This is a genomic window from Bacillus sp. ISL-35 (assembly GCF_018613355.1).
Taxonomy (GTDB): Bacteria; Bacillota; Bacilli; order Bacillales; family Cytobacillaceae; genus Mesobacillus.
Genome location: NZ_JAGGQK010000004.1, coordinates 470,853 through 494,249 on the forward strand (window position 1 = coordinate 470,853; position 23,397 = coordinate 494,249).

Below are 23,397 nucleotides of genomic sequence, written 5' to 3' on the forward strand. Positions count from 1 at the left end.
CTTATTCCTCCGTTGAGTGATTTGCATAAATGATGGTTCCGAATTCTTCAGCATCATAGCCATCAAGGTCTGCGATGCTATCTTTGAAATTGGTGAGCTGAATCAGGTCAATCAAGTGCTGCAGGGCTTCTCTGTTTCCAGGAGTCCAGCGGAACACTAAGTCAAACTGTTCCTTTGTAAGCGGGATAAAATCGAGACCAAGCTGGCTTGCTGCGCACCTGATTCCTAAGGCTGCATCTGCTGTACCCCTGCTGATATAGGCTGCCGCTCCAAGGTGGGTCCACTCTTCGTTGTCGTACCCCTTCACATTTGTCGGCTCAATTTTTTCATTGGCGAGGAAGGAATCGAGCAGGAAACGGGTGCCGGCTCCTTTTTGGCGATTGACAATCGTGACGTCAGTCCTTGCCAGATCCTTGACTCCGGTAATGTCTTTTGGATTGCCCTTCGCGACAATCATGCCCTGTTCCCTTGAAGCAAGCCTCATGACGGTAATCGGCTCATGGACAAACAGCTGGCGGATAAAGGGAAGATTGTATTGCTGCGATGTCGGGTCGAGCAGATGGACTGCCGCGATATCCGCACTGCCGCGATACAGCATCATCAAACCTTCGAGACTGCCGATGTAGGAGGGAGTGATCGAGAGTCCCGTTCCTTCAGAGGCTATGTACTTTACAAGCTGTTCGACCAGGAAATCATGGCTGCCAGCCAGCTGCAAAGAATGCAGGGGATTCCCCTTTGATTCCTGAGCCCTGGCAGGGGTTGCGGACATGTTAGCTTTGTATCTTTCAAACTCGCTTTCTTCAATGCGCATTTTATTGCCCACTTTGAAAGCAGCAAGGTCTCCGCGCTTGATCATTTCATAAACGGTATGTTTGGATATTTTCAGCATGGAGGCGATTTCGTCCGGAGTATAAATTTGCAATCGGGTTTCCTCCTTTTCTTATTAATCTAAATATAATAAAATATTTTATAGAATGGTAGAGTTATTGTTAGGTTTTGTTTATTTTTGTTTGGTTTCGTCAGGGATATATCATATTTTGTTCACAATTAAGGAATTATTTTTCCAAATAAAACCTTCACAAAATACTCCGGGCAGTATTGTGTATTTCTGATTCAATACATGGTAAACTAAACTCTAGAATATTTGATGCAGAAAGGAAAACGGGAGAATGCAGATTTCAGATAAAGCGCGCGACATTTTAAAAGAAATCCTCGCAGAGCGCAAAGCAGAAGGTATCCGCGTCTACTTCGGAGGCTTTGGCTGAGGAGGCCCGCAGATTGGTCTGGCTCTGGAGGAGCCGGAAGAAGATGATCATGTAACAGTAATCAATGAAATCCAGGTCGCGATTGAATCCAATATCGTCGACTATACAGAAGGCATGGCGCTGGAATATGACGAATACCGTGAAGGACTAGTCCTCATGGGCGGCGACGGTGGCTGCTGATAAATGCACACTACTCTGTGCAAATGCCTGACATAGAAAAATGCACACCATCCTGTGAATGGTGTGCATTTTTTCTTATGAGCGAAAAAACTGGAAAAAATCGAGCTAAATTTCCAGTTCGCTATATAAATGAAAAACTCGCTATAAAAAATGAAAAGTCGCTATATAATCAAGATTTGCGCTATAAAGAGTTTCAGAACTGCCCGCTATACTGAAAATACAGCACAATTAGCCCGATTACCCATACATAAATCGCAAAAGGTTTCAATGAGCGCTTTTTTAAATAGCCAATCATCCATTTTACGGCGATATAACCGAAAATCGCTGCTGAAATGATGCCGATTAGCAAAGCTTGAAGTGAAATTGTCTCGCTCCCGCCGCTGAAGAGGTCTTTTCCCTGAAGGACGATGGCCCCGAGAATGGCTGGCGTGGAAAGCAGAAAAGAGAAGTAAGCTGCTGTCTCACGGTCCAGCTTTCGCCAGAGTGCGGCGACGATGGTCAGCCCTGAACGGGAAATGGCCGGGAAAATCGCAGCAGCCTGGAAGGTCCCGATTACAAGGGCATCTGTATAGCTGATGTCATCCATCTTTTTGCGCCCGTTTTTAATCGAATCCGCAAACCACATCAATGTTCCGGTAATAAGGAATTCCCAGCCGATCGTCACGCCTGTTTTGGATATTTCATCAAAATAATCCTCAAACAGCAATCCGACAACGACAGCGGGAAGCGTACCGACAACCAGCAGGAAAGTCAGCTTCCCGAACGGATTTTTCAACATCTTGATGAATTCATACCTGTAAAACACAAATACGGCCAACAGTGTACCAACATGGAGCATCGTGTCGAGCAGAAGGCCAGCTTCCTCAAGCCCGAAAAGGTTCCGACCGAGATAAAGGTGCCCGGTCGAGCTGATTGGCAAGAACTCGGTCAGCCCCTGAATCAAACCCAGAATAAAAGCTTCAATTTTTGATAGCATGAAGAATCCCCACTTTTTCAAAGACTTTGTCCATTACAAAGCTATGAGACATGTCCCGGTGGTATGCAAGCTATTTGAAGACGCCGCCAAAATGCCACCACCCTCCACCTGTGTCAATATGCCTGATTACAACAAATTTGGATATGTAATAATAACCATTTCAGAGTCAGAAGTTGTGATTTATTGTCGAAAAAAATATAATGAAGTATTGAACAGTTCTTCTGATCTTTCGGCAGAAAACGTCCTTCATTTAAAAAGGGGAATAAACATGACAACGAATCAAAAAAATAATTCCCGGCTTGACTATGGGCTGGTTACGATATTGATTTTCCTATTTCTTGCAAGCTGTATTGCCATTTACAGTGCCCAGACGACGGGCCAGTATGGCTCTGAAAACTTCCTGATCAAACAGATTATCTGGTATATCATCGGTGCTGGCATCATTACGGCCGTCATTACCCTGGATTCCGACCAGCTGCAAAAGTTGAGCTGGTATGCGTATGGGTTTGGCCTGTTGCTGCTTGCGGGGCTCATCATTGCTCCAACAGGCATCGCTCCGGTCATCAACGGTGCCAAAAGCTGGTACAAGGTGCCGGCGATGGGGACACTCCAGCCATCGGAGCTGGTGAAGGTTTTCATCATCCTGGCGCTTGCGAGAGTCATTGTCGACCATCACCAGAAATACCGGTTGAAGACAATGCAGACTGATTTTTGGTTATTGGTGAAAATCGGTTTGGTGACTATGGTGCCGCTCTTGCTCGTCATGCAGCAGCCTGACCTTGGTACCTCGCTCGTGTATATTGCGATCATGCTCGGGATGATTTTCATTTCCGGCATCACATGGAAGCTGCTTGTGCCGATTTTTGGGACAGGCCTTACCTTGGTTTCTATTATTTTCTACTTTGTCATCTGGAAGCCAGAAATTCTTGAGAAATACCTTGGCGTAAAAGAATATCAATTCGGCCGGATCTATTCGTGGCTGGATCCATATAATTACCAGAGTTCCACCGGGTTCCAGCTGACGAGATCGCTGCTGGCAATCGGCTCCGGTGAAACAGTCGGGAAAGGGTATGGAACAAGGGAGGTATATCTCCCGGAAAGCCATACGGACTTCATATTCAGTATCATCGGTGAGGAATTCGGATTTGTTGGGGCAAGTGTTCTTGTCAGCTTGTTTTTCCTGCTGATTTACCAGATCACGAAAATCGGGATGGAAACAAAAAACGATTTTTACACCTATATTTGTGTGGGTGTTATCAGCATGATCACCTTCCACGTGTTCCAGAATATCGGCATGACGATCGGCCTTCTGCCAATCACGGGAATCCCGCTGCCATTCATCAGCTACGGAGGCAGCTCCCTGATGGGGAATATGCTCGCTGTCAGCCTGATATTCTCGATAAGGTACCATTACAAAAAATATATGTTCTCAACATCCGCATAAAAACGAGCAGGATTCAATCCCTGCTCGTTTTTTATGCTAGAGAAAAACTTTTCTTACTCAATAATTCCTACCTCAGTAATGACCACATCGGTGTTTACATGCACGGTCAGATTTTTGTATTCATCTTCCCATCTTTTAAAATCAAAGCCTCTCGTTTGGGTTTTAATGAACTGGCCGAATCCTACGGGATCGATGCCCTTTTCCTGAAAATCTTTGATCATCGCGGTGGCCTCTTTGTTGACCTGTGTTTCGAATTGTTTTTCGATATCTTTTATAACCGCTGGTGTTACGCTATTTCCGGTATATTCCCGGATCAGGCCTTTAATTTTGATATCCATTGTAATGGTGTAAGGGTCCCGTTTTGTCAGTTTTATTTTATGTTTTGAATCCAGATCTTTTATAACGACTTTATTATTATCCACAAAAAGCTTAAAAGACCCTTCGCTGAACTTATCTGTCAGCAGTTTGAAAAAGAACATTTTTTCAGCAGGGAGCTCGCTTATAAGGTGATCATCTTTAAATAATGCAATCCCTACAATATCAACGATTTCTGGCTCCACCTTTTTTAAGATGGGAAGATAGGGATCTTTTCCTTCCTGATAAAGGTCGAAGGTAAACAAGTGCATATTTGTGACAGGGAGATTCCGGTTTTTCATATTATGATCGATCAGCTGGGATAAGTGGACGGCGTTCCCGCGGTTGCCATATGTGCCGGTTAAAATGCTTTTTGCTGACTCATCAGCTACGGCAAAATACACCCCTGCGCCGATACTGGCATCGCGCTGAAAAGCATCGGAATACTCGCTGATGCCTTTTTTGGCAATATCCTCTCCGAACAAGGCGATTTCCAGTGAGCCGGTGACAATTGGCTGCGCAGACTTCCGCTGTACCTCCTGGATAAGGTCCATACCGCTTGCGGCTTTGGCAGAATAGGTGAAATTGCCGATCTTTTTATCAGGATTGAAAATGGGGATCATGACAGTTCCCTCAATCTTGTCATCCTCAACCAGGTCATAACCGACGCCCATTTCGATATTGACGTCATCAATAATTTCCTTTTCGACGCAACCGGAAAGGATGGCTACAGCAACAGCAAGCAGAAATAGTATTTTAATTCTCATTTTTATTTTTCACCTTCTTCGCAATCCATGTGGCGATAAATAAAAAGGGGATATAAACATAGGTCACGGCGAAGCCGATTTTAGCAGTCCAGTCATTCAGGAGATTGATTTTAGCACGAGTATCAAAGAACATGATCGCAATTAAAGAGATCAAGGCAAGGCCAATGACGCCTTTTCTTTGCCGCAGCTTGAAAGCCCTTTTTAAAAGCATGCTGCCACCCCAAAGAGCAATGCAGACATTCGGGAGGATGATCAGATTCCAGTTGGCAATCCCGATATATTCGAACCTTTCGACGAAGGGCATCGTAACAATCTTCCACATGTCAAGGGTAGCCCAAATGGATTTTGCGAGCTGTGCTTCTGAAAAAAAACTGAATGTAATGATTGCCAGGATGGTATAGATTATGGTTGTCAAAAAGACGCCTAGATGTGCCCACTTTTGGGATTTTGGTGCATCTTTAATGAATGGATAGAAAAAAAGTGGGATCTCGAATCCGATATAGGTCAAGGACATATTATAGGCGCTGGTTGCAAGTTCTTTAAAGGAATGATCAAAAATGGGCAGAAGATTTCTGAATTCAGCATATTTAAGTGCGAAACCGAATGTCAACAGCAGATAACTCGGCAGGACGATGCAGAAAAAGGCAACACCGGTTACTGTGCGAAACCCTCCAAATACGATATAGATAGAAAGAATCAAAAAAACAAGGCTATACCAGAATGTGCTGATTTCAGGAAACATCCAGACCTGGATGACTTCAATAAAGGTCCGTAATACAGCTGTTGAAAAAATAAGCAGGTAGATAATGAAAACGGCGCTTATCATCTTGCCGATTTTGTTGCCAAACACATAGACATTTGCCGCGACAATATCTCCTTCAACGGTCCCGCAAATTTTATAAATCATCCAGATGATGATATGGATGCTAAAACCGGCAGCAAGAACGGATATCCAGGCATCATAGCCTGCAGCCTTTGCGATGATCCGCTGATAACCCAGGACCCCGATACCGATTTGCATAGACATGATTAAATAGAGAACGAGAAAGGGTGAAACTTGCAATCTTTCGGGTACTGGCTGCTGCATGACTCATAACCTCCAATGCTCATTCATCAATGTCCTTCTTTTCCTTTGCCTTTTTCTCACTGAAGCGGGAAGGATTTTCTGTCCTCAAATATTGTGGCCGATTGTATTGCATCGTAAACGGAAGACGGATGATCGCATCCTTGAAATCAGTGACTCTGGGAGGGTAAAGAGGCTCCAAAAATGGCCGTCCCAGTGATGTCAGTCTAAGCAAATGGGTCAGAAGGAACGAAAAGGCAACGACGATTCCGAGCAAACCCCAGAGCTCTGCGAACAAAAGGAATGGGAAACGAAGCAACCTGATCGTGTTGCCCATTCGATAAACAGGTGTTGTAAAGGATGCCAGTGCGGCCAACGCAACAATAATCAGCAGGACGTTACTGGTCAGGCCGGCTTCAACGGAAGCTGTCCCGATAACGATACCGCCCACGATACCGATCGTCTGGCCGACCTTGGTTGGCAGCCGGGCTCCAGCCTCTCGCAGGAGTTCAATTGTTAGCTCAAGGAACAATGCTTCCAGGATAGGAGGAAGCGGAATTTCTCTTCTAGATGTAATCAATGTGCTTAGCAGGTCCTTCGGGATCAATTCATAGTGATACGACAATGTTGCCACATAAATCGGCGTAATCAGAATCGAGAAGGCAACAGCGAACAAACGAACCAAACGGAAAAAAGAAGACAGTAAATAATTCAGGAAATAGTCTTCGAATGACCCGAAAAATTCGACCAGGGTCGTAGGGCCGATCAGCGCATGTGGTGAACCGTCAACAAGGATGGCGACTTTCCCCTCTGCGAGAACTGCCGCAATCCGGTCCGGCCTTTCCGTATCGAGCAATTGCGGGAAAGGAGAATTCTGGTTATCAGAAATTAGTTGCACAATATAAGAACTATCCGTAATCTCATCGAACTCGATATCCTTAATTCGCTGGATTACCGTATCGACATTATCCTTGTTCGTAATCCCGTCTATGTATAGGATGGCAACTCCGCTTTTTGACAGTGAACCAACCGTGTAGTTTTCGACGATCAGCTCTTTAACAGGAACCCTTTTCCGAATCATATTAAGATTCTGGTCAATTGACTCAACAAAAGACTCTTTAGGACCGATAACACTGAACTCGACTTCTGGCATCCCGACTGCTCGGACAATTTCCTTCTGTGCCGCGATGAACGCAAAATATTTCTCTTCATTTTCAAGGGTCAGCAAAACATACCCGTTAAAGAGCTTTGCTTCAATATCCTCGTTCTTTTCCGATACCTGGACATCAGCGACGGGAACCAGCTTTTTGACATCTGCAATGGTTGAAAAGTCACCTTCAAGCAGGCCGGGGAGAGCATTATTCTGCAGGAGGCTTTCATCCACAAGCGTGGAAATGAAGGAAAAGCAGAATTTTTTTCCTGATTTCTGGTTCACGTAAAAAGTTTTTTTATAATCGTGGGACTTGAAAAGTGTATTTTCCCATTCATGGTCATTTAAATATTGGTCAGGCTTTTGGCCTTCTGTATCCTGTCTGGCCGCTTCTTTTTCGATGTCTTCCAGCAGTTTTTTCTTGAATAGCTTTTTCATCGCACTCTCCGCCAATCTTGGTTTACGTTTATCATTTCCGAAATTGGGAGGAATATGAAAAGTCTTTAGGTAATTTTGTTAAAGATGGTTCCTATTATCAACCTGGTGCAAAATTGGAAACTGGATAAAAAGAAAAAACCCGCCTAACTTTGCGGGTTTCCTGCTTTATATATATGGGGAAGGGGGATTAGTAAAATAAAATCTTGGGGGGATTTTATTTTAACATGTGTTTTTCAAGATCATCGAGCATCAGGTTGGCAGCTTTAACTCCGCCGGCTGTATTCCAGATGGCATCATCAACTTTGTATACTTCACCTTTTTTCGCTACTTGAAGATTTTGGAATAACGGGTCCTCGATCCATTCTTTTTCGACTTCAGTTGCTTTGCCGTCGCCTTCATCATAGGTGAAGTAGAACAGGACATCTCCATCCATTGCCGGGATTCTTTCCTTCGTTACGCCTTTTTCGGCAAAGTCTTCTTGATCCTGGCTTTCTGGGCGGGCCAGGCCAATTTGTTCAAGAATGACTCCGGAGAAGGAATCCTTGTGGTAGATACGAACGTCACCTGCCATAAAACGGACCATTGATACTTTCGTATTAATTTTATCTCTAAGCTTTTCTTTTAAGTCTTCAATACGCTTGTCATAGGCAGCTAGTACTTCCTTGCCTTTTTCCTCTTTGTTCACGGCTTTGGCATAAAGCTCGAAGTTATTTTTCCAGTTTCCGCGAAGGTCTTCGGCAAAAACTGTCGGAGCGATTGCTTTAAGCTGTTCATAAATATCTTCCTGGCGCATTTTATTGCCAATGATCAGGTCTGGCTGCAGCGCTGCTATTGCTTCTACGTTTACCTGGCTTTCAACGCCAACGACTTCCACATCTTTCATATCATCCGCGATATGGTCATACCATGGGTCTCCTGTCCATGACTGGACCGCTCCCACTGGAGTGACTCCAAGGGCAAGAAGTGCTTCCGTTCCTTCATTGGTCAGGATAACAACCTTTTGAGGAGTCTTTTCCAGGGTGGTTGTACCCATCGCATGTTCCACCGTATAGCTTTCTTCTTTTTCCTTTGGCTTTTCAGCTGTGTCCTTCGCCTGATCCTCATCTGTCCCGCATGCTGCCAAAAGCAGGATGGTGAAAATGCTGATAAGAGCCAGCAGGTGTTTGGTAACTTTCATATGTATTTCCTCCTAGGTTGTTATTGATAATCATTTTCAATTACTGCATCCTTATGATAAAATGTAAGAGTAGACACTGTCAATACTAATTGATAATGATTTTCATCATCAATGACAATTTTGTGAATATGTCTCGTCAAATGATGAAAAGAGTGCTGATTTCACGTACAGTATTAAACAACATAAGTAACTAACTTAATTTATAAAGCCACATTGTTATCAAGAAAGGTTAAATTCATTATGCTGTTAAAAACCAATGGTCAAAGATTGGCGGGACTCATTGCCGCCATCGTCTTCATCATCTTATTAATATGTGCCAGTATCGTTTACGGATATACTGATACTTCGTGGGGAACAGCTTTTGATGCTTTCACCAATTACGACGGATCGAATGAACATATCATCATTCAATCCGTCCGGCTTCCTCGTGCACTGATTGCCGCAGCAGTCGGTGCTAGCCTGGCGATTGCGGGTGTCCTGATGCAGACATTGACGAAGAACCCGCTGGCATCACCCGGCATATTTGGTGTGAATGCGGGAGCTGGTTTCGCGGTCGTAGTGGCGGTGACGATTTTTTCAGTCGGCAGCCTCCAGGCTTTTGCGTGGATTTCCTTTTTAGGCGCTGCACTTGCTGCAATCAGCGTCTATGTGATCGGATCGGCAGGACGTGAGGGATTAACACCGATGAAATTGACGCTTGCCGGCGCTGCGATGAGCGCGATGTTTTCATCGTTCACACAAGGTCTGCTCGTGTTGGATGAAGCTGCACTTGAACAGGTGCTATACTGGCTGGCGGGGTCTATCCAGGGACGTAAACTGGAAACACTGATCGGTGTCCTGCCATATCTGGCAATTGGCTGGATCGCAGCGATTCTGATTTCCTCTAAAATGAATGTACTGTCAATGGGTGAAGATGTGGCCAAGGGTCTTGGTTTGAATACCGGTTTTGTAAAGCTTGGCGCTGGCGTAATCATTGTCCTTTTATCGGGTGGTGCTGTGGCAGTGGCGGGTCCAATTGGGTTTATCGGGATTGTAATCCCGCATTTGACAAGGGCAGTAGTTGGCATTGACCACCGCTGGGTCATTCTTTTCTCGGCGATTTTTGGAGGGATGCTGCTATTGGCGGCGGATATCGCCGCCCGATATGTGCTAATGCCGCAGGAAATCCCGGTTGGTGTCATGACCGCGATGATCGGAACTCCATTTTTCATTTATATCGCGAGAAAGGGGTTCAACGGAAAATGAGCCAGTTTAAAAGCTTAAGACTTTTTAAGGATAGAGTATCCTTTCTAATCGATAAAAAAGCCGCAGCTATTATGATTGGCCTGCTGGTTACGGCATTTGCCGTATTTGTCATCAGTACTGGACTAGGCGATATGGACATCAGCCCAATCAGCGTGCTTGCTGTATTTTTTGGCGGGGGAAGCGATATGGAGAGATTGGTTGTACAATCTTTCCGTCTTCCGAGAATTATTGTTGCTCTCATGGTCGGAATAAGTTTGGCTGTTGCCGGGGGACTTTTGCAGGGGATGATCCGGAACCCGCTTGCTTCACCTGATATTTTGGGGATCACCGGAGGAGCATCGGTTGCAGTAGTTGGATTTTTAGCTATTTTCAGTGATGACAATAATGCTTTGACAGTAAGTATAGAATGGATGCCGGTTGCCGCATTTGCTGGTGCCGCGATCGTAGCCTTCCTCGTTTATTTTCTTTCTTGGAAAAATGGTGTTTCGCCTGTACGCCTCGTCCTAATTGGTATAGGGATTTCCGCGATGATGCAGGCTTTGACCACACTGATGATGATCATGGGTCCAATTTACCGGGCCAGCCAGGCGAATATCTGGATCACCGGTACGGTCTACGGATCGACATGGGGAAATGTAGCGGTGCTCGTACCGTGGACAATCATCATGCTTTTAATTTCCTTCATCCTTGCGAGAAAAGTGAATGTACAGGAACTAGGGGAAGATATCGCTACTGGTGTCGGGGGACATGTCCAGCGCCAGCGTTTTGCACTTTTACTCGTCAGCACCGCACTTATAGCCAGTTCAGTTGCTTTTGCCGGTGGAATTGGTTTCGTCGGCCTGATGGCCCCGCATATGGCGAGAAGGCTTGTCGGATCAGCATTCGGTGCGCTTTTGCCAGTATCAGCTTTGATTGGCGGCATTCTTGTCATGCTTGCTGATTTAATCGGGCGGACGATGTTTTCGCCATTGGAAGTCCCTGCAGGTGTTTTCACCGCAGGCATTGGAGCGCCTTATTTTATATACCTGTTATTCAAGACACGAAATTCTTAAGTTGACAGAAAGGGGAATGGACATGACCTCGGCTATCGAAACGGAAAAACTGACGCTCTCCTATGGAGATTGTATCATCATAAATGAGTTAGACATTCAAATTCCAAAAGGTGAGATTACTGTTTTTATAGGAGGGAATGGCTGCGGCAAGTCGACCTTGCTCCGCTCAATCGCCAGACTTCTTAAGCCCAGGGAAGGATCGATTCTGCTTGAAGGCGAGTCAATCGCGAAGCTGTCAACAAAGGAAGTTGCCCGCAAAATGGCGATTCTTCCCCAATCTCCGTCAGCTCCGGAAGGATTAACAGTCCTGCAACTTGTGAAACAGGGAAGATATCCATACCAGACATGGCTGAAGCAATGGTCCGAAGAGGATGAAAAAAGTGTAGAGAATGCGTTGAAGGCAACAGGGATTGATCAGCTTAAAGATCGAACAGTCGATTCATTGTCCGGGGGACAGCGGCAGCGTGCCTGGATTGCGATGACCCTTGCCCAGGACACTGATATCATCCTTCTCGACGAACCAACGACATATCTGGACATGACCCACCAGATCGAGATTCTTGATCTGCTTTATGAGTTGAATGAAAATGAAGGCAGAACGATTGTCATGGTTTTGCATGATTTGAACCTGGCATGCAGATATGCACATAATATTGTGGCGATCAAGGATCAGAAGATTTTTGACCAGGGAAAACCGGAAATTGTCATTAATTGCGGTCTTGTGAAGCATGTTTTCGGAATGGATTGCGAAGTGACGATTGACCCGCTGTTCGGTACGCCATTATGCATTCCGCATGGAAAAGGCCGCCGGATCCTAAAGGACGAGGCAGGAGCAACGACATGAAGGCTGAATTAACTTCAAATGAAATAGCGATTCTTGCAAATTATCGTTTTGTTGTTGCTGAACCTGAAAAGGATGTGCAAATCGATTTCAAGCCATTCATGGATGAATCAATGATGGGAGCTTATCTGGATCGGTTCAATGAAGGGCTGAAGGCACCGGATGCAAAAACGGCCGCTTCTGTATTCATGAAAAGACATGCCTTCCTCGCGGTCCTATATTTATATTCAATGACCGCTTTTAATAAAAGGATTGATGTTTCACCTGAAAATATTATCCTTGCAGATGCGATCAAGGATGGGCTTTGGCTTCCGGAGTTTTATCTAAAAAGCAAGATTGCCGATGTATGTCCCGACGAGGAACGGCAAGAGTGGCGGATGGAAGCAGTAAGGCACTTGTTTGTCGATAATTTGTTTCCTGTCATGGATGCCATCTCGAAGTCTGCGAAAATTTCAAAGTTGGTCCTCTGGGAAAATGTAGCGGTCTATGTCTTTTGGCTTTATGAAAAAATCCTGAATGAGTCCAGTGATCCAGATATCAGGGTGAGGGCCGAAGAGGACTTTACCTTTTTGGTTGAGTCAGCACCCGGCAGACTATTCGGAAGGTATCATAAAAATCCAATTGCTAGATATTACACTAAACCAGTTTATCAAGAAGAAGTGGATTCTTTTATCAGGGTGCGAAAAACCTGCTGTTATAGCTACAAGCTGAAGGAAAAAGGTGGTTACTGCAAAACTTGTCCGCGTACATGCGAAAAGGAGTAGGATGATGGAGAATAATTTGAATGAACAAATCAACGGATTGCTGGAAAAGTATACTGAACTTCTGGTTGGCGAAAGTTCACCTGAAAACATCGAAAAGGTAAAAACATGGATTTTGTACGGCCATATCGCCAAGTCAATGCCGCCGCTGGCCAAGCACTGGAATGCGGAATATCCAGAGGCGAAGGAGCAGATCAAGAACGTGATTGCCGAGATCAAAGAAATGAATGAGCGGAACCGCCAGAAATAACGAAGAACCATCTCCAAGCGAGGTGGTTTTTTTGTAGGGAAAAATCCTTCTTGGGGTTCAATCTCAAACCGAAAGTGAAAAGGAGAAGACAGGGGAAGGAATTTTAACCATAAAAACCGGGCGTTTTGCCCGGTTTGGTTAAACACATGGGGTATTACTGAAGCTGCTGCCCGCCATAAGGGAATTGATTCGTGTAGCCCTGGAATTGCTGGTGTGACTGCTGAAGCTTTTGCGCGTCAGCTGCCTCAACTGCATACCAGCCCTTTTTGAACATCATGTTATAAAGGCTGCGCTGTGCGTTTGCAGTTTCTGTGTAGATGGCAAGTACATCCTGGTACAGCTGGTCGTGGCTGGCTTCATGGAGTGCCTGTGTGTAAGCGTCGGTCATGTATTTTTCCGTCGTTAAAATATCATTGATAAAATCACGGTCATTCATTTGCGGTGTCTTTTGCACCTGTGTTTCTGGATTTTGGATTTTTTGCTGATTCTGGTTCTGGTTCATCCGCTTTTTCCTCCTGTCTAGTTCGATTATTGCATTCCCGGTGATTGGGAATATGCCTGGTTTTGCGGGCTGTTCAGGTGCGTAAGGATTTTCTCGTAATGCTTCTGGTGCATTTGGCCGCACTTTTCGATTTCCATCTTTAGCTCCTGGTCCTGGCATTGCTGTGCAAAGAAATGTGCTTTTTTCATGGCAAGTAAATTCCATGAAAGCATATCTGTTAAGTATAGGGAATCCTTAGTGGATACAACGGATGGCGGCGACTGCATGATCCCTTGCTGCTGGCTTTGAAAATTCATGTTTTGCTGCTGCATAATAGAACCTCCTGTTTTATGATCATTCCTACGGATATTATCGTTCCCGCGCCGAAATAAAGTATGCAGATCAAGATTCGTCAAAAAAGAACATTTTTCTACGAAAGTAATACTCAAAGTTATTAAAAAGTGATAAAATGATTTTGCAAAATAGATATAGATGAAGCAATTTTTTTAAAGGGTAATGTAATCGGTTTCATTAAGGGGAGGAAAAGCTATGGAACAATTAATGAGGAACTTTTTTCTTTTTCTATCAAAAAATAAATTTTTCACGAAGATGGCCAAGAAATACGGCCTTCGCTTAGGAGCAAAACGCTTTGTCTCAGGCGAAACGGTCGAGCAGTCAGTCGCAGTAATCAAAGAGCTAAACAGCAAGAATCTTGCGGCAACCGTCGACTTTCTCGGTGAATTCGTCGACAATGAAAAAGAGGCCAACGAGAGAGCGGAAAGTTCAATTGCAATGATCAAAGCAATTGGCCGCGAAAAATTAAATGCCCAGATGAGCGTCAAAATGACTTCACTCGGCTTTGACATCTCTGAGAAAGTAGTCATGAACAATATGCGCCGAATCATGGATACTGCCAAGGAGAATAATGTATTTGTGACCATCGACATGGAAGACTATGAACGCTGCCAGAAGACGCTGGATATTTTCAAACAGCTGAAGTCCGAATACGATAATATCGGTACTGTCATCCAGGCATACCTGTACCGTACTGAAAAAGATATTGAGGATTTGAATCAATACTCACCAAATCTCCGTCTTGTGAAGGGAGCTTACAAAGAATCTCCGGAAGTAGCTTTCCCTGAGAAGAAGGATGTAGATGAGAACTTCAAAAAAATTATCAAAATGCATATGCTGAATGGTAACTACACAGCAGTTGCCTCACACGATGACAATATTATCAACTTCACCAAGGAATTCGCAAAGGCGAACAACATTCCGAAAACCCAGTTCGAATTCCAGATGCTCTTCGGGATCATGCCGGAAAGACAGCTACAGCTTGCTGAAGAAGGCTATACGATGCGCGTATATGTGCCTTTCGGAACAGACTGGTACGGCTATTTCATGCGCCGCCTTGCAGAACGCCCGGCAAACGTAGCATTTGTGCTAAAAGGAATGATGAAGAAATAAATCCGCAGGCTGACAATTGTCAGCCTGTTTTATTTAGGAAGATGTAAAACTCTACTTTGAGAATTATCCAGCTCCAGCGCCTAGCCAGTTTTCATCCCTGAAAAGGCTTCCTGGAGAATCTTGCGAGAAGCGTTAGCTTTGAGCATCTCGAGACCTGTCTAGCTGCGACTCCTAACTCCTCGAGACGCTTCGGTCCTGCCAATGAAGTCAAAGAACGACTTCAATGGGCGGACCTCCAACGCTTGTCGAGGCTGACCAAGGCGCTTACGCTTTTATTTTTTATATTGGCTATTCTGGCTGTTCTGCTTTCTTTCTCCGCCCTTGCCCATTGAAGGGCCTGCATCGCCTTTTACGCTTGCTGCACTTACGCCAGCCTTGGATGGATCTTTTTTCATTCTTGCCATGATCATACCTCCGTGTTTTTAAGTGATAAAAGTATCGCCTTTATAGAATGCCCAAGTGTTTAAGAATAAGCATATGGATTAAAGATTCAAAAAATTTTATTTTTTCCACACCTTATTATTGCGGAAATTTTTTAAATATTTTATAGTAGTAATTAACAGAGCTCATTTATATGCATATTTTTTTTGGTGCAAAAATGAATGAGTATTCATTCAAAAAGAGTCAAAGGGGGAGACAAATTTGATGCGACAAATTCAAAAGGCAGCGGTGCTTGGTTCAGGTGTCATGGGATCAGGAATTGCCGCACATCTGGCCAACATCGGAATCCCGACATTGCTGCTGGACATTGTACCTCGGGAATTAACGGAACAGGAAAAAGCGAAAGGCCTGACAATTGAAGATAAGCAGGTGCGCAACCGAATCAGTGCAGGAGCACTGCAGAAGTTATTGAAGCAAAAACCGGCACCTTTGGCCTCCAAAAAGAATCTTGCTCTAATTGAAGCGGGCAACTTTGAAGATGATATGGAAAAACTCAAGGATGTAGACTGGGTAATCGAAGTAGTCGTTGAGAACCTTGATATTAAAAAGAGAGTTTTTACCGATGTAGATAAATATCGAAAGCAGGGAAGCATCATCAGCTCCAACACTTCCGGAATTTCTGTCGAAGCAATGGCAGAAGGACGTTCAGAAGATTTCAGGAAGCACTTCCTGGGAACGCACTTCTTCAACCCGCCACGTTACCTGAAGCTGCTTGAAGTGATTCCTACCAAAGATACGGATCCTGAAGTCCTTGCCTTCATGAAAACATTCGGTGAAGACCAGCTCGGAAAAGGTGTTGTTGAAGCGAAGGATACACCAAACTTCATCGCCAACCGAATCGGTACTTACGGATTGCTTGTGACCGTGAGGGAAATGGTGAAAGGCGGATACAGTGTTGGTGAGGTAGACTCCATTACTGGGCCAATGATCGGCCGTCCTAAGAGCGCAACATTCCGCACACTTGATGTAGTGGGTCTTGATACTTTCGCTCATGTTGCAAAAAATGTGTATGACCAGGTAGAAGGAGAAGAAAAGGAAGTCTTTGAAGTACCTGAGTTCATGAAGAAGATGCTCGAGAACGGCTGGATTGGAAGCAAGTCTGGTCAGGGATTCTTCCTGAAGCAGGGCAAGGAAATCCTTGAGCTGGACTCGCAGACTTTGGAATACGGACCTCGTAAAAAACTAAAAACAGCGTCTACTGAAATGGCCAAGCAGGAAAAAGGGCTTGCCAATAAAATGAAAGCGCTTGTTTATGCAAAGGACCGCGCTGGAGAGCTTTTATGGAACATCTTCAGTCCTGTGCTTGTTTATTCAGCTGATTTGCTGGGCACGATTGCTGACGATATCGTCGCCGTGGACCGTGCAATGAAGTGGGGCTTCGGCTGGGAAATGGGGCCTTTCGAAGCATGGGATGCACTTGGTGTAGAGAAGGCAATCAGCAAAATGGAGTCTGAAGGCAAGACCGTTCCTGTATGGGTAAAAGAAATGGTCGAAAAAGGCTTCACTGCTTTCTATAAGGAAGAGGATGGGAGACTGAGCTATTACCACAATGGTGAATACGTAGCTGTAGAGGAAAATCCAAAGGCAATCAACCTGAAGCTTTTGAAGAAGCAAAAGGGTGTCATTAAAAAGAATGGCGGCGCAAGCCTGATCGACCTTGGCGACGGTATCGCCCTTCTGGAATTCCATTCTCACAGCAACTCGATCGGGCCTGATATCCTCCAGATGATCAACTTCGCGATCGATGAAGTGGAAAAGAACTACAAAGGACTTGTCATCGGCAACCAGGGCAAAAACTTCTCGGTTGGTGCCAACCTGGCGATGATCCTGATGGAAGCGCAAGACGATAACATCTGGGATCTTGATATGGTCGTTCGCCAGTTCCAGCAGACGACGATGAAAATCAAATACTCATCTAAGCCTGTTGTCGCTGCTCCGTTTGGAATGACGCTTGGCGGCGGCGCTGAAATGTGCTTGCCGGCAGCTCATATACAGGCATCGATGGAAACTTACATGGGGCTTGTTGAAGCGGGAGTTGGCCTCATCCCTGGCGGAGGCGGAAACAAGGAGCTTTACATCAAGCATCTTGAAGGCCTGCCAAAAGGCGTTGAGTTTGACCTTCAAAAGGTTGCGAATAAAGTATTTGAAACCATTGCGATGGCTAAGGTCTCCACTTCAGGAGAGGAAGCTCGTGAAAATAACTTCCTGAATGAAGCAGACGGCATCAGTGTCAATAGCGATCACTTACTATACGATGCAAAACAGGCGGCATTGAACTTATATGAAAGCGGCTATAAAGCACCGGTCAGAAAGAAAGTTCCTGTAACCGGCGAGCCAGGATATGCAACCCTGCTGCTAGGTGCCCAGACAATGCATCTGTCAGGTTACATTTCTGAGCATGACCTGAAGATTGCGAAAAAGCTTGCGTATGTCATCTCTGGCGGTAAAGTGCCATACGGAACCGAAGTCGATGAGCAATACTTGCTTGACCTTGAAAGGGAAGCGTTCCTGAGCCTTGTGGCAGAACCTAAATCACAGCAGCGCATGCAGCATATGCTCGTTAAAGGAAAGCCATTGCGCAACTAATAGATTGATAGATTGAAAGTGAAATACATTTTAACATCCAAGGAAAGAGAGGGAATGAGATGAGAGAAGCGGTAATCGTAGCCGGAGCCAGGACACCGGTCGGAAAAGCGAAAAAAGGTACTCTTGCTAACGTCCGGCCTGATGATCTTGGAGCTCTTGTAGTAAGAGAAACTCTAAAGCGTGCAGGCAATTATGAAGGGAATATTGATGATTTGATCATCGGCTGTGCTATGCCAGAAGCAGAGCAGGGCTTGAATATGGCACGTAATATCGGCGCACTGGCCGGTCTGTCTCATGAAGTGCCGGCAATCACAATCAACCGTTATTGTTCTTCAGGACTTCAGGCGATTGCTAATGCATCCGAGCGCATCATGCTTGGCCATGCAGACACAATCATTGCCGGCGGTGCGGAATCAATGAGCCTTGTACCGATGATGGGTCATGTGGTCCGTCCGAACTCTAAGCTGGCTGAAACAGCTCCGCAATACTATATGGGAATGGGGCATACAGCTGAGGAAGTCGCAAAGAAATACGGTATTTCCCGTGAAGACCAGGATGCTTTTGCAGTAAGAAGCCATCAGCGCGCAGCAAAAGCAATCCAGGAAGGCAAGTTCGAGGATGAGATTGTTCCTGTCGATGTAACACTCCGTTCCGTAGGAAAAGACAATAAGCTTGTCGAAAATACAATCCAATTCAAACAGGATGAAGGCGTACGTCCAGATACGAACATGGAAACACTTGCGAAACTGCGTCCGGCATTCAATATCAAAGGCACAGTCACTGCTGGGAACTCCTCACAGACAAGTGACGGAGCAGCAGCTGTTATGGTCATGGACCGTGAAAAGGCTGAATCACTTGGGTTGAAGCCGCTCGCTAAATTCCGTTCATTCGCACTTGGCGGAGTGCCACCTGAAATCATGGGAATCGGCCCTGTCGTAGCAATTCCTAAAGCATTGAAGCTTGCTGGACTGCAGGTTTCTGATATCGGTGTATTTGAATTGAACGAAGCATTTGCTTCCCAGTCCATCCAGGTCATCCGTGAGCTTGGTCTAGATGAGGATAAGGTCAACGTCAACGGCGGAGCGATCGCATTGGGACACCCGCTGGGAACAACTGGCGCAAAATTGACTTTGACAGTCATCCACGAAATGAAACGCAGGAATGAGCAATTCGGTGTTGTCACGATGTGTATCGGCGGCGGCATGGGAGCAGCTGGAGTATTTGAGCTTTTATAAAATGAAAATTGGAGGGGCTGGGCCCCTCCTCAAAATGGATAGGAGGAACATTAAATGGGTAACCAAACAGAAAAGCTTGTAAAAGGCGGAAGCTTCTTAATCGAAGATGTATCATATGACCATGTTTTCACTCCAGAGGATTACACAGACGAGCACAAAATGATTGCAAAAACGACTGAGGATTTCGTGACAAACGAAGTATTGCCTCAGGTTGAATATATCGAGCAGCACGAGTTCGACCGTACGGTAAAATTATTGAAGGAAGCTGGAGAGCTTGGCCTTCTTGGAGCAGACGTTCCTGAAGAGTATGGCGGCCTGAGCCTAGATAAAATCAGCTCCGCTTTGATCGCAGAAAAAATGGCAGTTGCAGGCGGCTTCTCAATCTCGCACGGTGCACACGTAGGGATCGGGTCATTGCCAATCGTTCTTTTCGGTAATGAAGAACAAAAGCAAAAATATCTTCCTGCACTGGCAACTGGCGAAAAGCTTGCAGCCTATGCACTTACTGAGCCAGGTTCAGGATCAGACGCATTGGGTGCAAAGACAACAGCTAAACTGAATGCTGAAGGAACTCACTACGTCCTTAACGGAGAAAAGCAATGGATCACAAACGCTGGCTTTGCGGATGTATTCGTTGTGTATGCAAAAATCGACGGAGAACAGTTCACTGCTTTCATCGTTGAAAGAGAATATCCAGGCGTTTCAGTAGGTGCAGAAGAAAAGAAAATGGGAATCAAAAGCTCATCAACACGAACATTGATTCTTGAAGATGCCCAGGTACCTGTGGAGAACCTTCTTGGTGAAGCAGGAAAAGGCCATCTTATCGCCTTCAATATCCTGAACATCGGACGTTATAAGCTGGGTGTAGGCGCAACTGGCGGAGCGAAGCAGGCATTTGGTCTGACTGTAAAATATGCTAATCAGCGCCAGCAGTTCAAGACACCTATTTCACAATTCAACCTTACAAAAGAAAAGCTTGCGACAATGGCTTCGAAAATCTATGCAACTGAAAGCTCTGTATATCGTACAGTAGGCTTGTTCGAGGAAAGAATGAACCAGTTGTCAGAAGAAGAAATCAACAATGGAAAAGCCGTTGCCGATTCAATCGCTGAATATGCAATTGAGTGTTCAATGAATAAAGTATTCGCAACTGAGACACTTGATTATGTTGTTGATGAAGGCGTCCAGATCCACGGTGGATACGGCTTCATGCAAGAGTATGAAATCGAAAGAGCTTACCGTGATTCAAGGATCAACCGTATTTTTGAAGGAACAAATGAAATCAACCGTCTTCTTGTACCGGGAACATTCCTGCGCAAGGCAATGAAAGGCGAGCTGCCATTATTGCAAAAAGCACAGCAGCTTCAGGAAGAACTGATGATGCTAATGCCAGAAGAGCCAGGCGATGAGCCACTTGCACAGGAAAAATATCTTGTGAAAAACGCGAAGAAGATCGGCTTGCTTGCAGCTGGATTAGCAGCACAGAAATTCGGGAAAGCTCTGGAAAAAGAACAGGAAATCCTCGTCAATATCGCAGATATCATCTCAAATGCGTATTCAATGGAATCTGCAGTTCTTCGTACAGAAAAAGCAATCGCAAAAGATGGCGTAGAGAAGAGCAAGCAAAAGCTTCTTTACACACAAATCTTCTGCCAGGAAGCATTCAATGAAATCGAGCGAGACGCAAAGGAAACACTTGTGGCTACAGAAGAAGGCGACGCACTTCGCATGCTGACTTCCGCATTGCGCAAGTTCACAAGACACACTCCAATCAACGTCATCGCGAAGAAGCGTGAAGCAGCTGAAAAGCTGATCGATGCAGAACGCTTTATCGTTTAAAAACTGATTTAACCGAACACTCCTTTCCATTCCGGGAGGAGTGTTTTTGCTAATCTTTTTAAAAAGGCAGGATTTTTGCAAACATTGTTGAATTTAATAAAAGGATGTTAAAATTAAAGGGTTGATCAGGCACTGAATGATAGTATTTCACCTTGATAATATGTTACTATCCGTTTAGAGGGTTTAATCTATGGGATACTAGCAAAGGGTGGTGAAATCATGGAAAAAACGTTTTATTGGTACCCTAAATGTGGTACATGCAGGAATGCGAAGAAATGGCTGGACCAGCATGAAGTTGCCTATAACGAAGTACATATTGTAGAAAATCCGCCATCCCAGTCACAGCTGGAAGAAATGTTGGAGAAAAGCGGCCTCGAAATCAAGAAGTTTTTTAACACAAGCGGCCAAAAATATCGTGAGCTTGGGTTGAAAGACAAGGTCAAGACGGCTTCCAGTAGTGAATTGCTGGAACTGCTGGCATCTGACGGTATGCTCATCAAACGCCCGCTGATGACAGATGGCGAAAAAGTGACCGTTGGTTTCAAAGAAGATGAGTATGAAAAAGCATGGCTGTAATTTTGGTCCCATCGATATTAATCGATAGAGATATACAATTGGAGGGATAGTCAATGAATACACCAAAAGATTTACGTTATTCAGCAGAACACGAATGGGTAAAAGTTGAAGGAGAAAAGGTTCGCGTGGGCATTACTGATTTCGCGCAATCCGAGCTAGGTGACATCGTATTCGTCGAACTTCCAGAAGTCGGAGACGAGATCACTCTGGACCAGCCTTTTGGAAGCGTTGAATCAGTAAAGACCGTATCTGAGCTATATGCACCAGTGAGCGGCAAGGTTGTTGAAATCAACGAAGAACTGAACGACAGCCCTGAATTCGTTAACGAATCTCCATATGAAAAAGCATGGATGATTACAGTTGAACTGACAGACAGCAGTGAAGTAGAAAAGCTGATGACACCAGAACAATACGAAGAAATGATCAAAGAATAAGATTCGCCGACGCCTTGAGCTTTCAAGGCGTTTTTCATTTCCCACTCTTGAAAAACTCCTTCATTTTTCCATCACTTCATTCCAGCAGTTCGGACAAACTAATGTTAATGACTATTTAAAAAGGGTGAAAAATCATGGCGTTGAACCAGCAAAAAGTTGAAATCACAGACAGGGTAACAGGAAAACTGGAAAATGGCCAGATTCGACTTTACCTTGAAAATGAGCCTATTGGAAACATCCAGCTTCCAGAAGGTATCCAGATGAAACTGGATCATCATTATGAAGCGGAACAGAATAAGATTTACCAGCATGTATCAGTACCGGACCAATCAGAGCCACGGTACACTGATTGTGACGAAGGCGGCTGGTGCTAAAAAGGAACAGCGGCCAGCCTGGCCGCTGTTTTTTTAGCTGTTATCTGGTAAAGTCAGGAATAAAATCAAGGTACGGCACATAGAATTCCTTTTACTACCTGTTGAAGTTCATAGTGGACTAAATCTTTGCAATCTCCGAAAGAAACAGTAACAATAGAATTAATACAAGTAAACAGCACAATTTATTTAATAATGTTTATAATGTTGTAAAGTAATTATTTTCTGGTGCATAGGTGGTTATGGCGATGGACGAAAATCACAAGGTGATCATAGTAGAAGGTTCGTCAGACAAAAAGAAAGTACAGACCGTGCTGAAGGAGCCAGTGGAAATAATCTGCACGAATGGGACGATCGGCGTTTCAAAGCTTGATGAGCTGATTGATTCGCTTTTTGATAGAGATGTCTATATCCTCGTAGATGCAGATGCATCAGGCGAAAAGCTGAGAAAGCAATTTAAAAGGGAATTTCCTGAGGCGAACCATCTTTACATTGACAGGATGTACCGGGAAGTGGCAACCGCACCGGAAAACCACCTGGCTACTGTTTTAATCGGAGCAAATATTGATGTTCATGCAGAGTACTTAGAAAAAGGATGACTTAAATGGAAGACTGGACCAGGACTGATATCGAAACATTCCTTGCCGAAAAACAAACAGGGTACCTATACTTTTACACACCAATGTGCGGAACCTGTCAGGTAGCAAGCAAGATGCTGACAGTGATTGAACAGCTCCTGCCTGATCTCCCATCAGGGAAAGCCGATTTGAACTTCCTGCCTGAAATGGCAGAACGTTTTGAAATAGAAAGTGTACCATGTCTTTTTGTCTTGAGAAATGGTGTGGTACAGGAGAAAATCTATGCTTTTCATTCTGTTCCGTATCTTTTTGAAAAATTGAAAGAGTTGAAAGGGTAATTAGAAACGGCTTGGCCGTTTTTTTTTTTTTGGGCTTTGGCTAGTGAAAAAATTCTAATTCCCCGTTCAAATCTTATGGATCATAACG

General features: G+C 44.7%; 24 protein-coding genes. 15 read left to right on the top strand and 9 right to left on the bottom strand.

Annotated elements, in window-relative coordinates; genetic code table 11:
- Position 1: 1 nt before the first annotated feature.
- Positions 2-922, bottom strand: coding sequence for a substrate-binding domain-containing protein (locus tag J7E38_RS08270; protein ID WP_214706443.1), 921 nt, complete (start codon positions 920-922; stop codon positions 2-4).
- Between the two features lie 716 nt (positions 923-1,638).
- Complete coding sequence (locus J7E38_RS08275) at positions 1,639-2,421, bottom strand: undecaprenyl-diphosphate phosphatase (RefSeq protein ID WP_214706445.1); 783 nt, start codon at positions 2,419-2,421, stop codon at positions 1,639-1,641.
- 268 nt (positions 2,422-2,689) lie between these two features.
- Here J7E38_RS08275 and J7E38_RS08280 point away from each other — a divergent pair, with 268 nt between their 5' ends.
- Positions 2,690-3,865 carry an FtsW/RodA/SpoVE family cell cycle protein gene (locus J7E38_RS08280; RefSeq protein WP_214706448.1) on the top strand — a complete coding sequence of 392 codons (1,176 nt, stop codon included), beginning with the start codon at positions 2,690-2,692 and terminating at the stop codon, positions 3,863-3,865.
- Between the two features lie 53 nt (positions 3,866-3,918).
- Here J7E38_RS08280 and J7E38_RS08285 read toward each other — a convergent pair whose 3' ends face one another.
- The 4 genes from J7E38_RS08285 to J7E38_RS08300 form a co-directional block, all read right to left on the bottom strand.
- Positions 3,919-4,986 (bottom strand): Ger(x)C family spore germination protein, encoded by a 1,068-nt coding sequence (locus J7E38_RS08285; RefSeq protein WP_214706449.1) that lies wholly within the window; start codon positions 4,984-4,986, stop codon positions 3,919-3,921.
- Positions 4,976-6,073, bottom strand: a complete 1,098-nt coding sequence (locus J7E38_RS08290; RefSeq protein ID WP_214706450.1) for a GerAB/ArcD/ProY family transporter — start codon at positions 6,071-6,073, stop codon at positions 4,976-4,978. The genes J7E38_RS08285 and J7E38_RS08290 overlap by 11 nt, the downstream gene beginning before the upstream one ends.
- A 19-nt stretch (positions 6,074-6,092) precedes the next feature.
- Positions 6,093-7,637, bottom strand: a complete 1,545-nt coding sequence (locus J7E38_RS08295; RefSeq protein ID WP_214706451.1) for a spore germination protein — start codon at positions 7,635-7,637, stop codon at positions 6,093-6,095.
- Between the two features lie 214 nt (positions 7,638-7,851).
- Positions 7,852-8,814 carry an ABC transporter substrate-binding protein gene (locus J7E38_RS08300; protein ID WP_214706452.1) on the bottom strand — a complete coding sequence of 321 codons (963 nt, stop codon included), beginning with the start codon at positions 8,812-8,814 and terminating at the stop codon, positions 7,852-7,854.
- Positions 8,815-9,054: 240 nt separating this feature from the next.
- On the opposite strand from J7E38_RS08300, the gene J7E38_RS08305 reads away from it, so the two are divergent.
- Genes J7E38_RS08305 through J7E38_RS08325 form a run of 5 tightly spaced genes read left to right on the top strand, consistent with a single transcriptional unit; the run spans position 9,055 to position 12,963 of the window.
- Positions 9,055-10,059, top strand: a complete 1,005-nt coding sequence (locus J7E38_RS08305; RefSeq protein WP_214706453.1) for a FecCD family ABC transporter permease — start codon at positions 9,055-9,057, stop codon at positions 10,057-10,059.
- Positions 10,056-11,111, top strand: a complete 1,056-nt coding sequence (locus tag J7E38_RS08310) for a FecCD family ABC transporter permease (protein WP_214706455.1) — start codon at positions 10,056-10,058, stop codon at positions 11,109-11,111. Before J7E38_RS08305 ends, J7E38_RS08310 begins: the two co-directional genes overlap by 4 nt.
- 22 nt (positions 11,112-11,133) lie before the next feature.
- Positions 11,134-11,955, top strand: coding sequence for an ABC transporter ATP-binding protein (locus J7E38_RS08315; RefSeq protein ID WP_214706456.1), 822 nt, complete (start codon positions 11,134-11,136; stop codon positions 11,953-11,955).
- The gene (locus J7E38_RS08320; RefSeq protein WP_214706458.1) at positions 11,952-12,716 is read left to right on the top strand and encodes an IucA/IucC family C-terminal-domain containing protein; all 765 of its coding nucleotides are present in this window, start codon (positions 11,952-11,954) and stop codon (positions 12,714-12,716) included. Before J7E38_RS08315 ends, J7E38_RS08320 begins: the two co-directional genes overlap by 4 nt.
- A gap of 4 nt (positions 12,717-12,720) precedes the next feature.
- A complete protein-coding gene (locus J7E38_RS08325) occupies positions 12,721-12,963 on the top strand; it encodes a YusU family protein (protein ID WP_214706460.1) in 243 nt (80 codons plus the stop codon).
- Positions 12,964-13,117: 154 nt separating this feature from the next.
- Here J7E38_RS08325 and J7E38_RS08330 read toward each other — a convergent pair whose 3' ends face one another.
- A complete protein-coding gene (locus J7E38_RS08330) occupies positions 13,118-13,465 on the bottom strand; it encodes a spore coat protein (RefSeq protein WP_214706462.1) in 348 nt (115 codons plus the stop codon).
- A gap of 26 nt (positions 13,466-13,491) precedes the next feature.
- Positions 13,492-13,776 (bottom strand): hypothetical protein, encoded by a 285-nt coding sequence (locus J7E38_RS08335; protein ID WP_214706464.1) that lies wholly within the window; start codon positions 13,774-13,776, stop codon positions 13,492-13,494.
- Positions 13,777-13,993: 217 nt separating this feature from the next.
- On the opposite strand from J7E38_RS08335, the gene J7E38_RS08340 reads away from it, so the two are divergent.
- Positions 13,994-14,911 carry a proline dehydrogenase family protein gene (locus J7E38_RS08340; protein ID WP_214706466.1) on the top strand — a complete coding sequence of 306 codons (918 nt, stop codon included), beginning with the start codon at positions 13,994-13,996 and terminating at the stop codon, positions 14,909-14,911.
- Between the two features lie 272 nt (positions 14,912-15,183).
- Here J7E38_RS08340 and J7E38_RS08345 read toward each other — a convergent pair whose 3' ends face one another.
- Positions 15,184-15,315, bottom strand: coding sequence for a YuzL family protein (locus tag J7E38_RS08345; RefSeq protein ID WP_144478469.1), 132 nt, complete (start codon positions 15,313-15,315; stop codon positions 15,184-15,186).
- Positions 15,316-15,556: 241 nt separating this feature from the next.
- Between J7E38_RS08345 and J7E38_RS08350 the strand changes: the two genes are divergently transcribed.
- From J7E38_RS08350 to J7E38_RS08385, 8 genes are all read left to right on the top strand, one after another.
- Positions 15,557-17,938 carry a 3-hydroxyacyl-CoA dehydrogenase/enoyl-CoA hydratase family protein gene (locus J7E38_RS08350; RefSeq protein WP_215038373.1) on the top strand — a complete coding sequence of 794 codons (2,382 nt, stop codon included), beginning with the start codon at positions 15,557-15,559 and terminating at the stop codon, positions 17,936-17,938.
- 59 nt (positions 17,939-17,997) lie between these two features.
- Complete coding sequence (locus J7E38_RS08355; protein ID WP_214706470.1) at positions 17,998-19,173, top strand: acetyl-CoA C-acetyltransferase; 1,176 nt, start codon at positions 17,998-18,000, stop codon at positions 19,171-19,173.
- Between the two features lie 54 nt (positions 19,174-19,227).
- A complete protein-coding gene (locus J7E38_RS08360) occupies positions 19,228-21,012 on the top strand; it encodes an acyl-CoA dehydrogenase family protein (RefSeq protein ID WP_214706472.1) in 1,785 nt (594 codons plus the stop codon).
- A 219-nt stretch (positions 21,013-21,231) separates the two neighbouring features.
- Positions 21,232-21,588, top strand: a complete 357-nt coding sequence (locus J7E38_RS08365) for an arsenate reductase family protein (protein WP_214706473.1) — start codon at positions 21,232-21,234, stop codon at positions 21,586-21,588.
- A gap of 53 nt (positions 21,589-21,641) precedes the next feature.
- On the top strand, positions 21,642-22,022 hold the full coding sequence (gcvH, locus tag J7E38_RS08370) for a glycine cleavage system protein GcvH (protein WP_144478477.1): 381 nt from the start codon (positions 21,642-21,644) through the stop codon (positions 22,020-22,022).
- Positions 22,023-22,156: 134 nt separating this feature from the next.
- Positions 22,157-22,396 carry a YusG family protein gene (locus J7E38_RS08375; protein ID WP_214706474.1) on the top strand — a complete coding sequence of 80 codons (240 nt, stop codon included), beginning with the start codon at positions 22,157-22,159 and terminating at the stop codon, positions 22,394-22,396.
- A 239-nt stretch (positions 22,397-22,635) separates the two neighbouring features.
- Positions 22,636-22,992 carry a toprim domain-containing protein gene (locus tag J7E38_RS08380; protein ID WP_215038311.1) on the top strand — a complete coding sequence of 119 codons (357 nt, stop codon included), beginning with the start codon at positions 22,636-22,638 and terminating at the stop codon, positions 22,990-22,992.
- A 5-nt stretch (positions 22,993-22,997) separates the two neighbouring features.
- Positions 22,998-23,309, top strand: a complete 312-nt coding sequence (locus J7E38_RS08385) for a thioredoxin family protein (RefSeq protein ID WP_214706476.1) — start codon at positions 22,998-23,000, stop codon at positions 23,307-23,309.
- The last annotated feature ends 88 nt before the right edge of the window (positions 23,310-23,397 follow it).

Excerpts from the sequence above, each read along its gene's own strand:
- J7E38_RS08325 (WP_214706460.1), top strand. The coding sequence starts at position 12,721 with ATGGAGAATAATTTGAATGAACAAATCAACGGATTGCTGGAAAAGTAT.
- J7E38_RS08380 (WP_215038311.1), top strand. The coding sequence starts at position 22,636 with ATGGCGATGGACGAAAATCACAAGGTGATCATAGTAGAAGGTTCGTCA.
- J7E38_RS08295 (WP_214706451.1), bottom strand. The coding sequence starts at position 7,637 with ATGAAAAAGCTATTCAAGAAAAAACTGCTGGAAGACATCGAAAAAGAA.
- J7E38_RS08385 (WP_214706476.1), top strand. The coding sequence starts at position 22,998 with ATGGAAGACTGGACCAGGACTGATATCGAAACATTCCTTGCCGAAAAA.
- J7E38_RS08315 (WP_214706456.1), top strand. The coding sequence starts at position 11,134 with ATGACCTCGGCTATCGAAACGGAAAAACTGACGCTCTCCTATGGAGAT.
- J7E38_RS08330 (WP_214706462.1), bottom strand. The coding sequence starts at position 13,465 with ATGAACCAGAACCAGAATCAGCAAAAAATCCAAAATCCAGAAACACAG.
- gcvH (WP_144478477.1), top strand. The coding sequence starts at position 21,642 with ATGAATACACCAAAAGATTTACGTTATTCAGCAGAACACGAATGGGTA.
- J7E38_RS08275 (WP_214706445.1), bottom strand. The coding sequence starts at position 2,421 with ATGCTATCAAAAATTGAAGCTTTTATTCTGGGTTTGATTCAGGGGCTG.
- J7E38_RS08310 (WP_214706455.1), top strand. The coding sequence starts at position 10,056 with ATGAGCCAGTTTAAAAGCTTAAGACTTTTTAAGGATAGAGTATCCTTT.
- J7E38_RS08305 (WP_214706453.1), top strand. The coding sequence starts at position 9,055 with ATGCTGTTAAAAACCAATGGTCAAAGATTGGCGGGACTCATTGCCGCC.
- J7E38_RS08290 (WP_214706450.1), bottom strand. The coding sequence starts at position 6,073 with ATGCAGCAGCCAGTACCCGAAAGATTGCAAGTTTCACCCTTTCTCGTT.
- J7E38_RS08355 (WP_214706470.1), top strand. The coding sequence starts at position 17,998 with ATGAGAGAAGCGGTAATCGTAGCCGGAGCCAGGACACCGGTCGGAAAA.
- J7E38_RS08360 (WP_214706472.1), top strand. The coding sequence starts at position 19,228 with ATGGGTAACCAAACAGAAAAGCTTGTAAAAGGCGGAAGCTTCTTAATC.
- J7E38_RS08280 (WP_214706448.1), top strand. The coding sequence starts at position 2,690 with ATGACAACGAATCAAAAAAATAATTCCCGGCTTGACTATGGGCTGGTT.
- J7E38_RS08285 (WP_214706449.1), bottom strand. The coding sequence starts at position 4,986 with ATGAGAATTAAAATACTATTTCTGCTTGCTGTTGCTGTAGCCATCCTT.
- J7E38_RS08345 (WP_144478469.1), bottom strand. The coding sequence starts at position 15,315 with ATGGCAAGAATGAAAAAAGATCCATCCAAGGCTGGCGTAAGTGCAGCA.
- J7E38_RS08365 (WP_214706473.1), top strand. The coding sequence starts at position 21,232 with ATGGAAAAAACGTTTTATTGGTACCCTAAATGTGGTACATGCAGGAAT.
- J7E38_RS08320 (WP_214706458.1), top strand. The coding sequence starts at position 11,952 with ATGAAGGCTGAATTAACTTCAAATGAAATAGCGATTCTTGCAAATTAT.
- J7E38_RS08335 (WP_214706464.1), bottom strand. The coding sequence starts at position 13,776 with ATGCAGCAGCAAAACATGAATTTTCAAAGCCAGCAGCAAGGGATCATG.
- J7E38_RS08350 (WP_215038373.1), top strand. The coding sequence starts at position 15,557 with ATGCGACAAATTCAAAAGGCAGCGGTGCTTGGTTCAGGTGTCATGGGA.
- J7E38_RS08375 (WP_214706474.1), top strand. The coding sequence starts at position 22,157 with ATGGCGTTGAACCAGCAAAAAGTTGAAATCACAGACAGGGTAACAGGA.
- J7E38_RS08340 (WP_214706466.1), top strand. The coding sequence starts at position 13,994 with ATGGAACAATTAATGAGGAACTTTTTTCTTTTTCTATCAAAAAATAAA.
- J7E38_RS08300 (WP_214706452.1), bottom strand. The coding sequence starts at position 8,814 with ATGAAAGTTACCAAACACCTGCTGGCTCTTATCAGCATTTTCACCATC.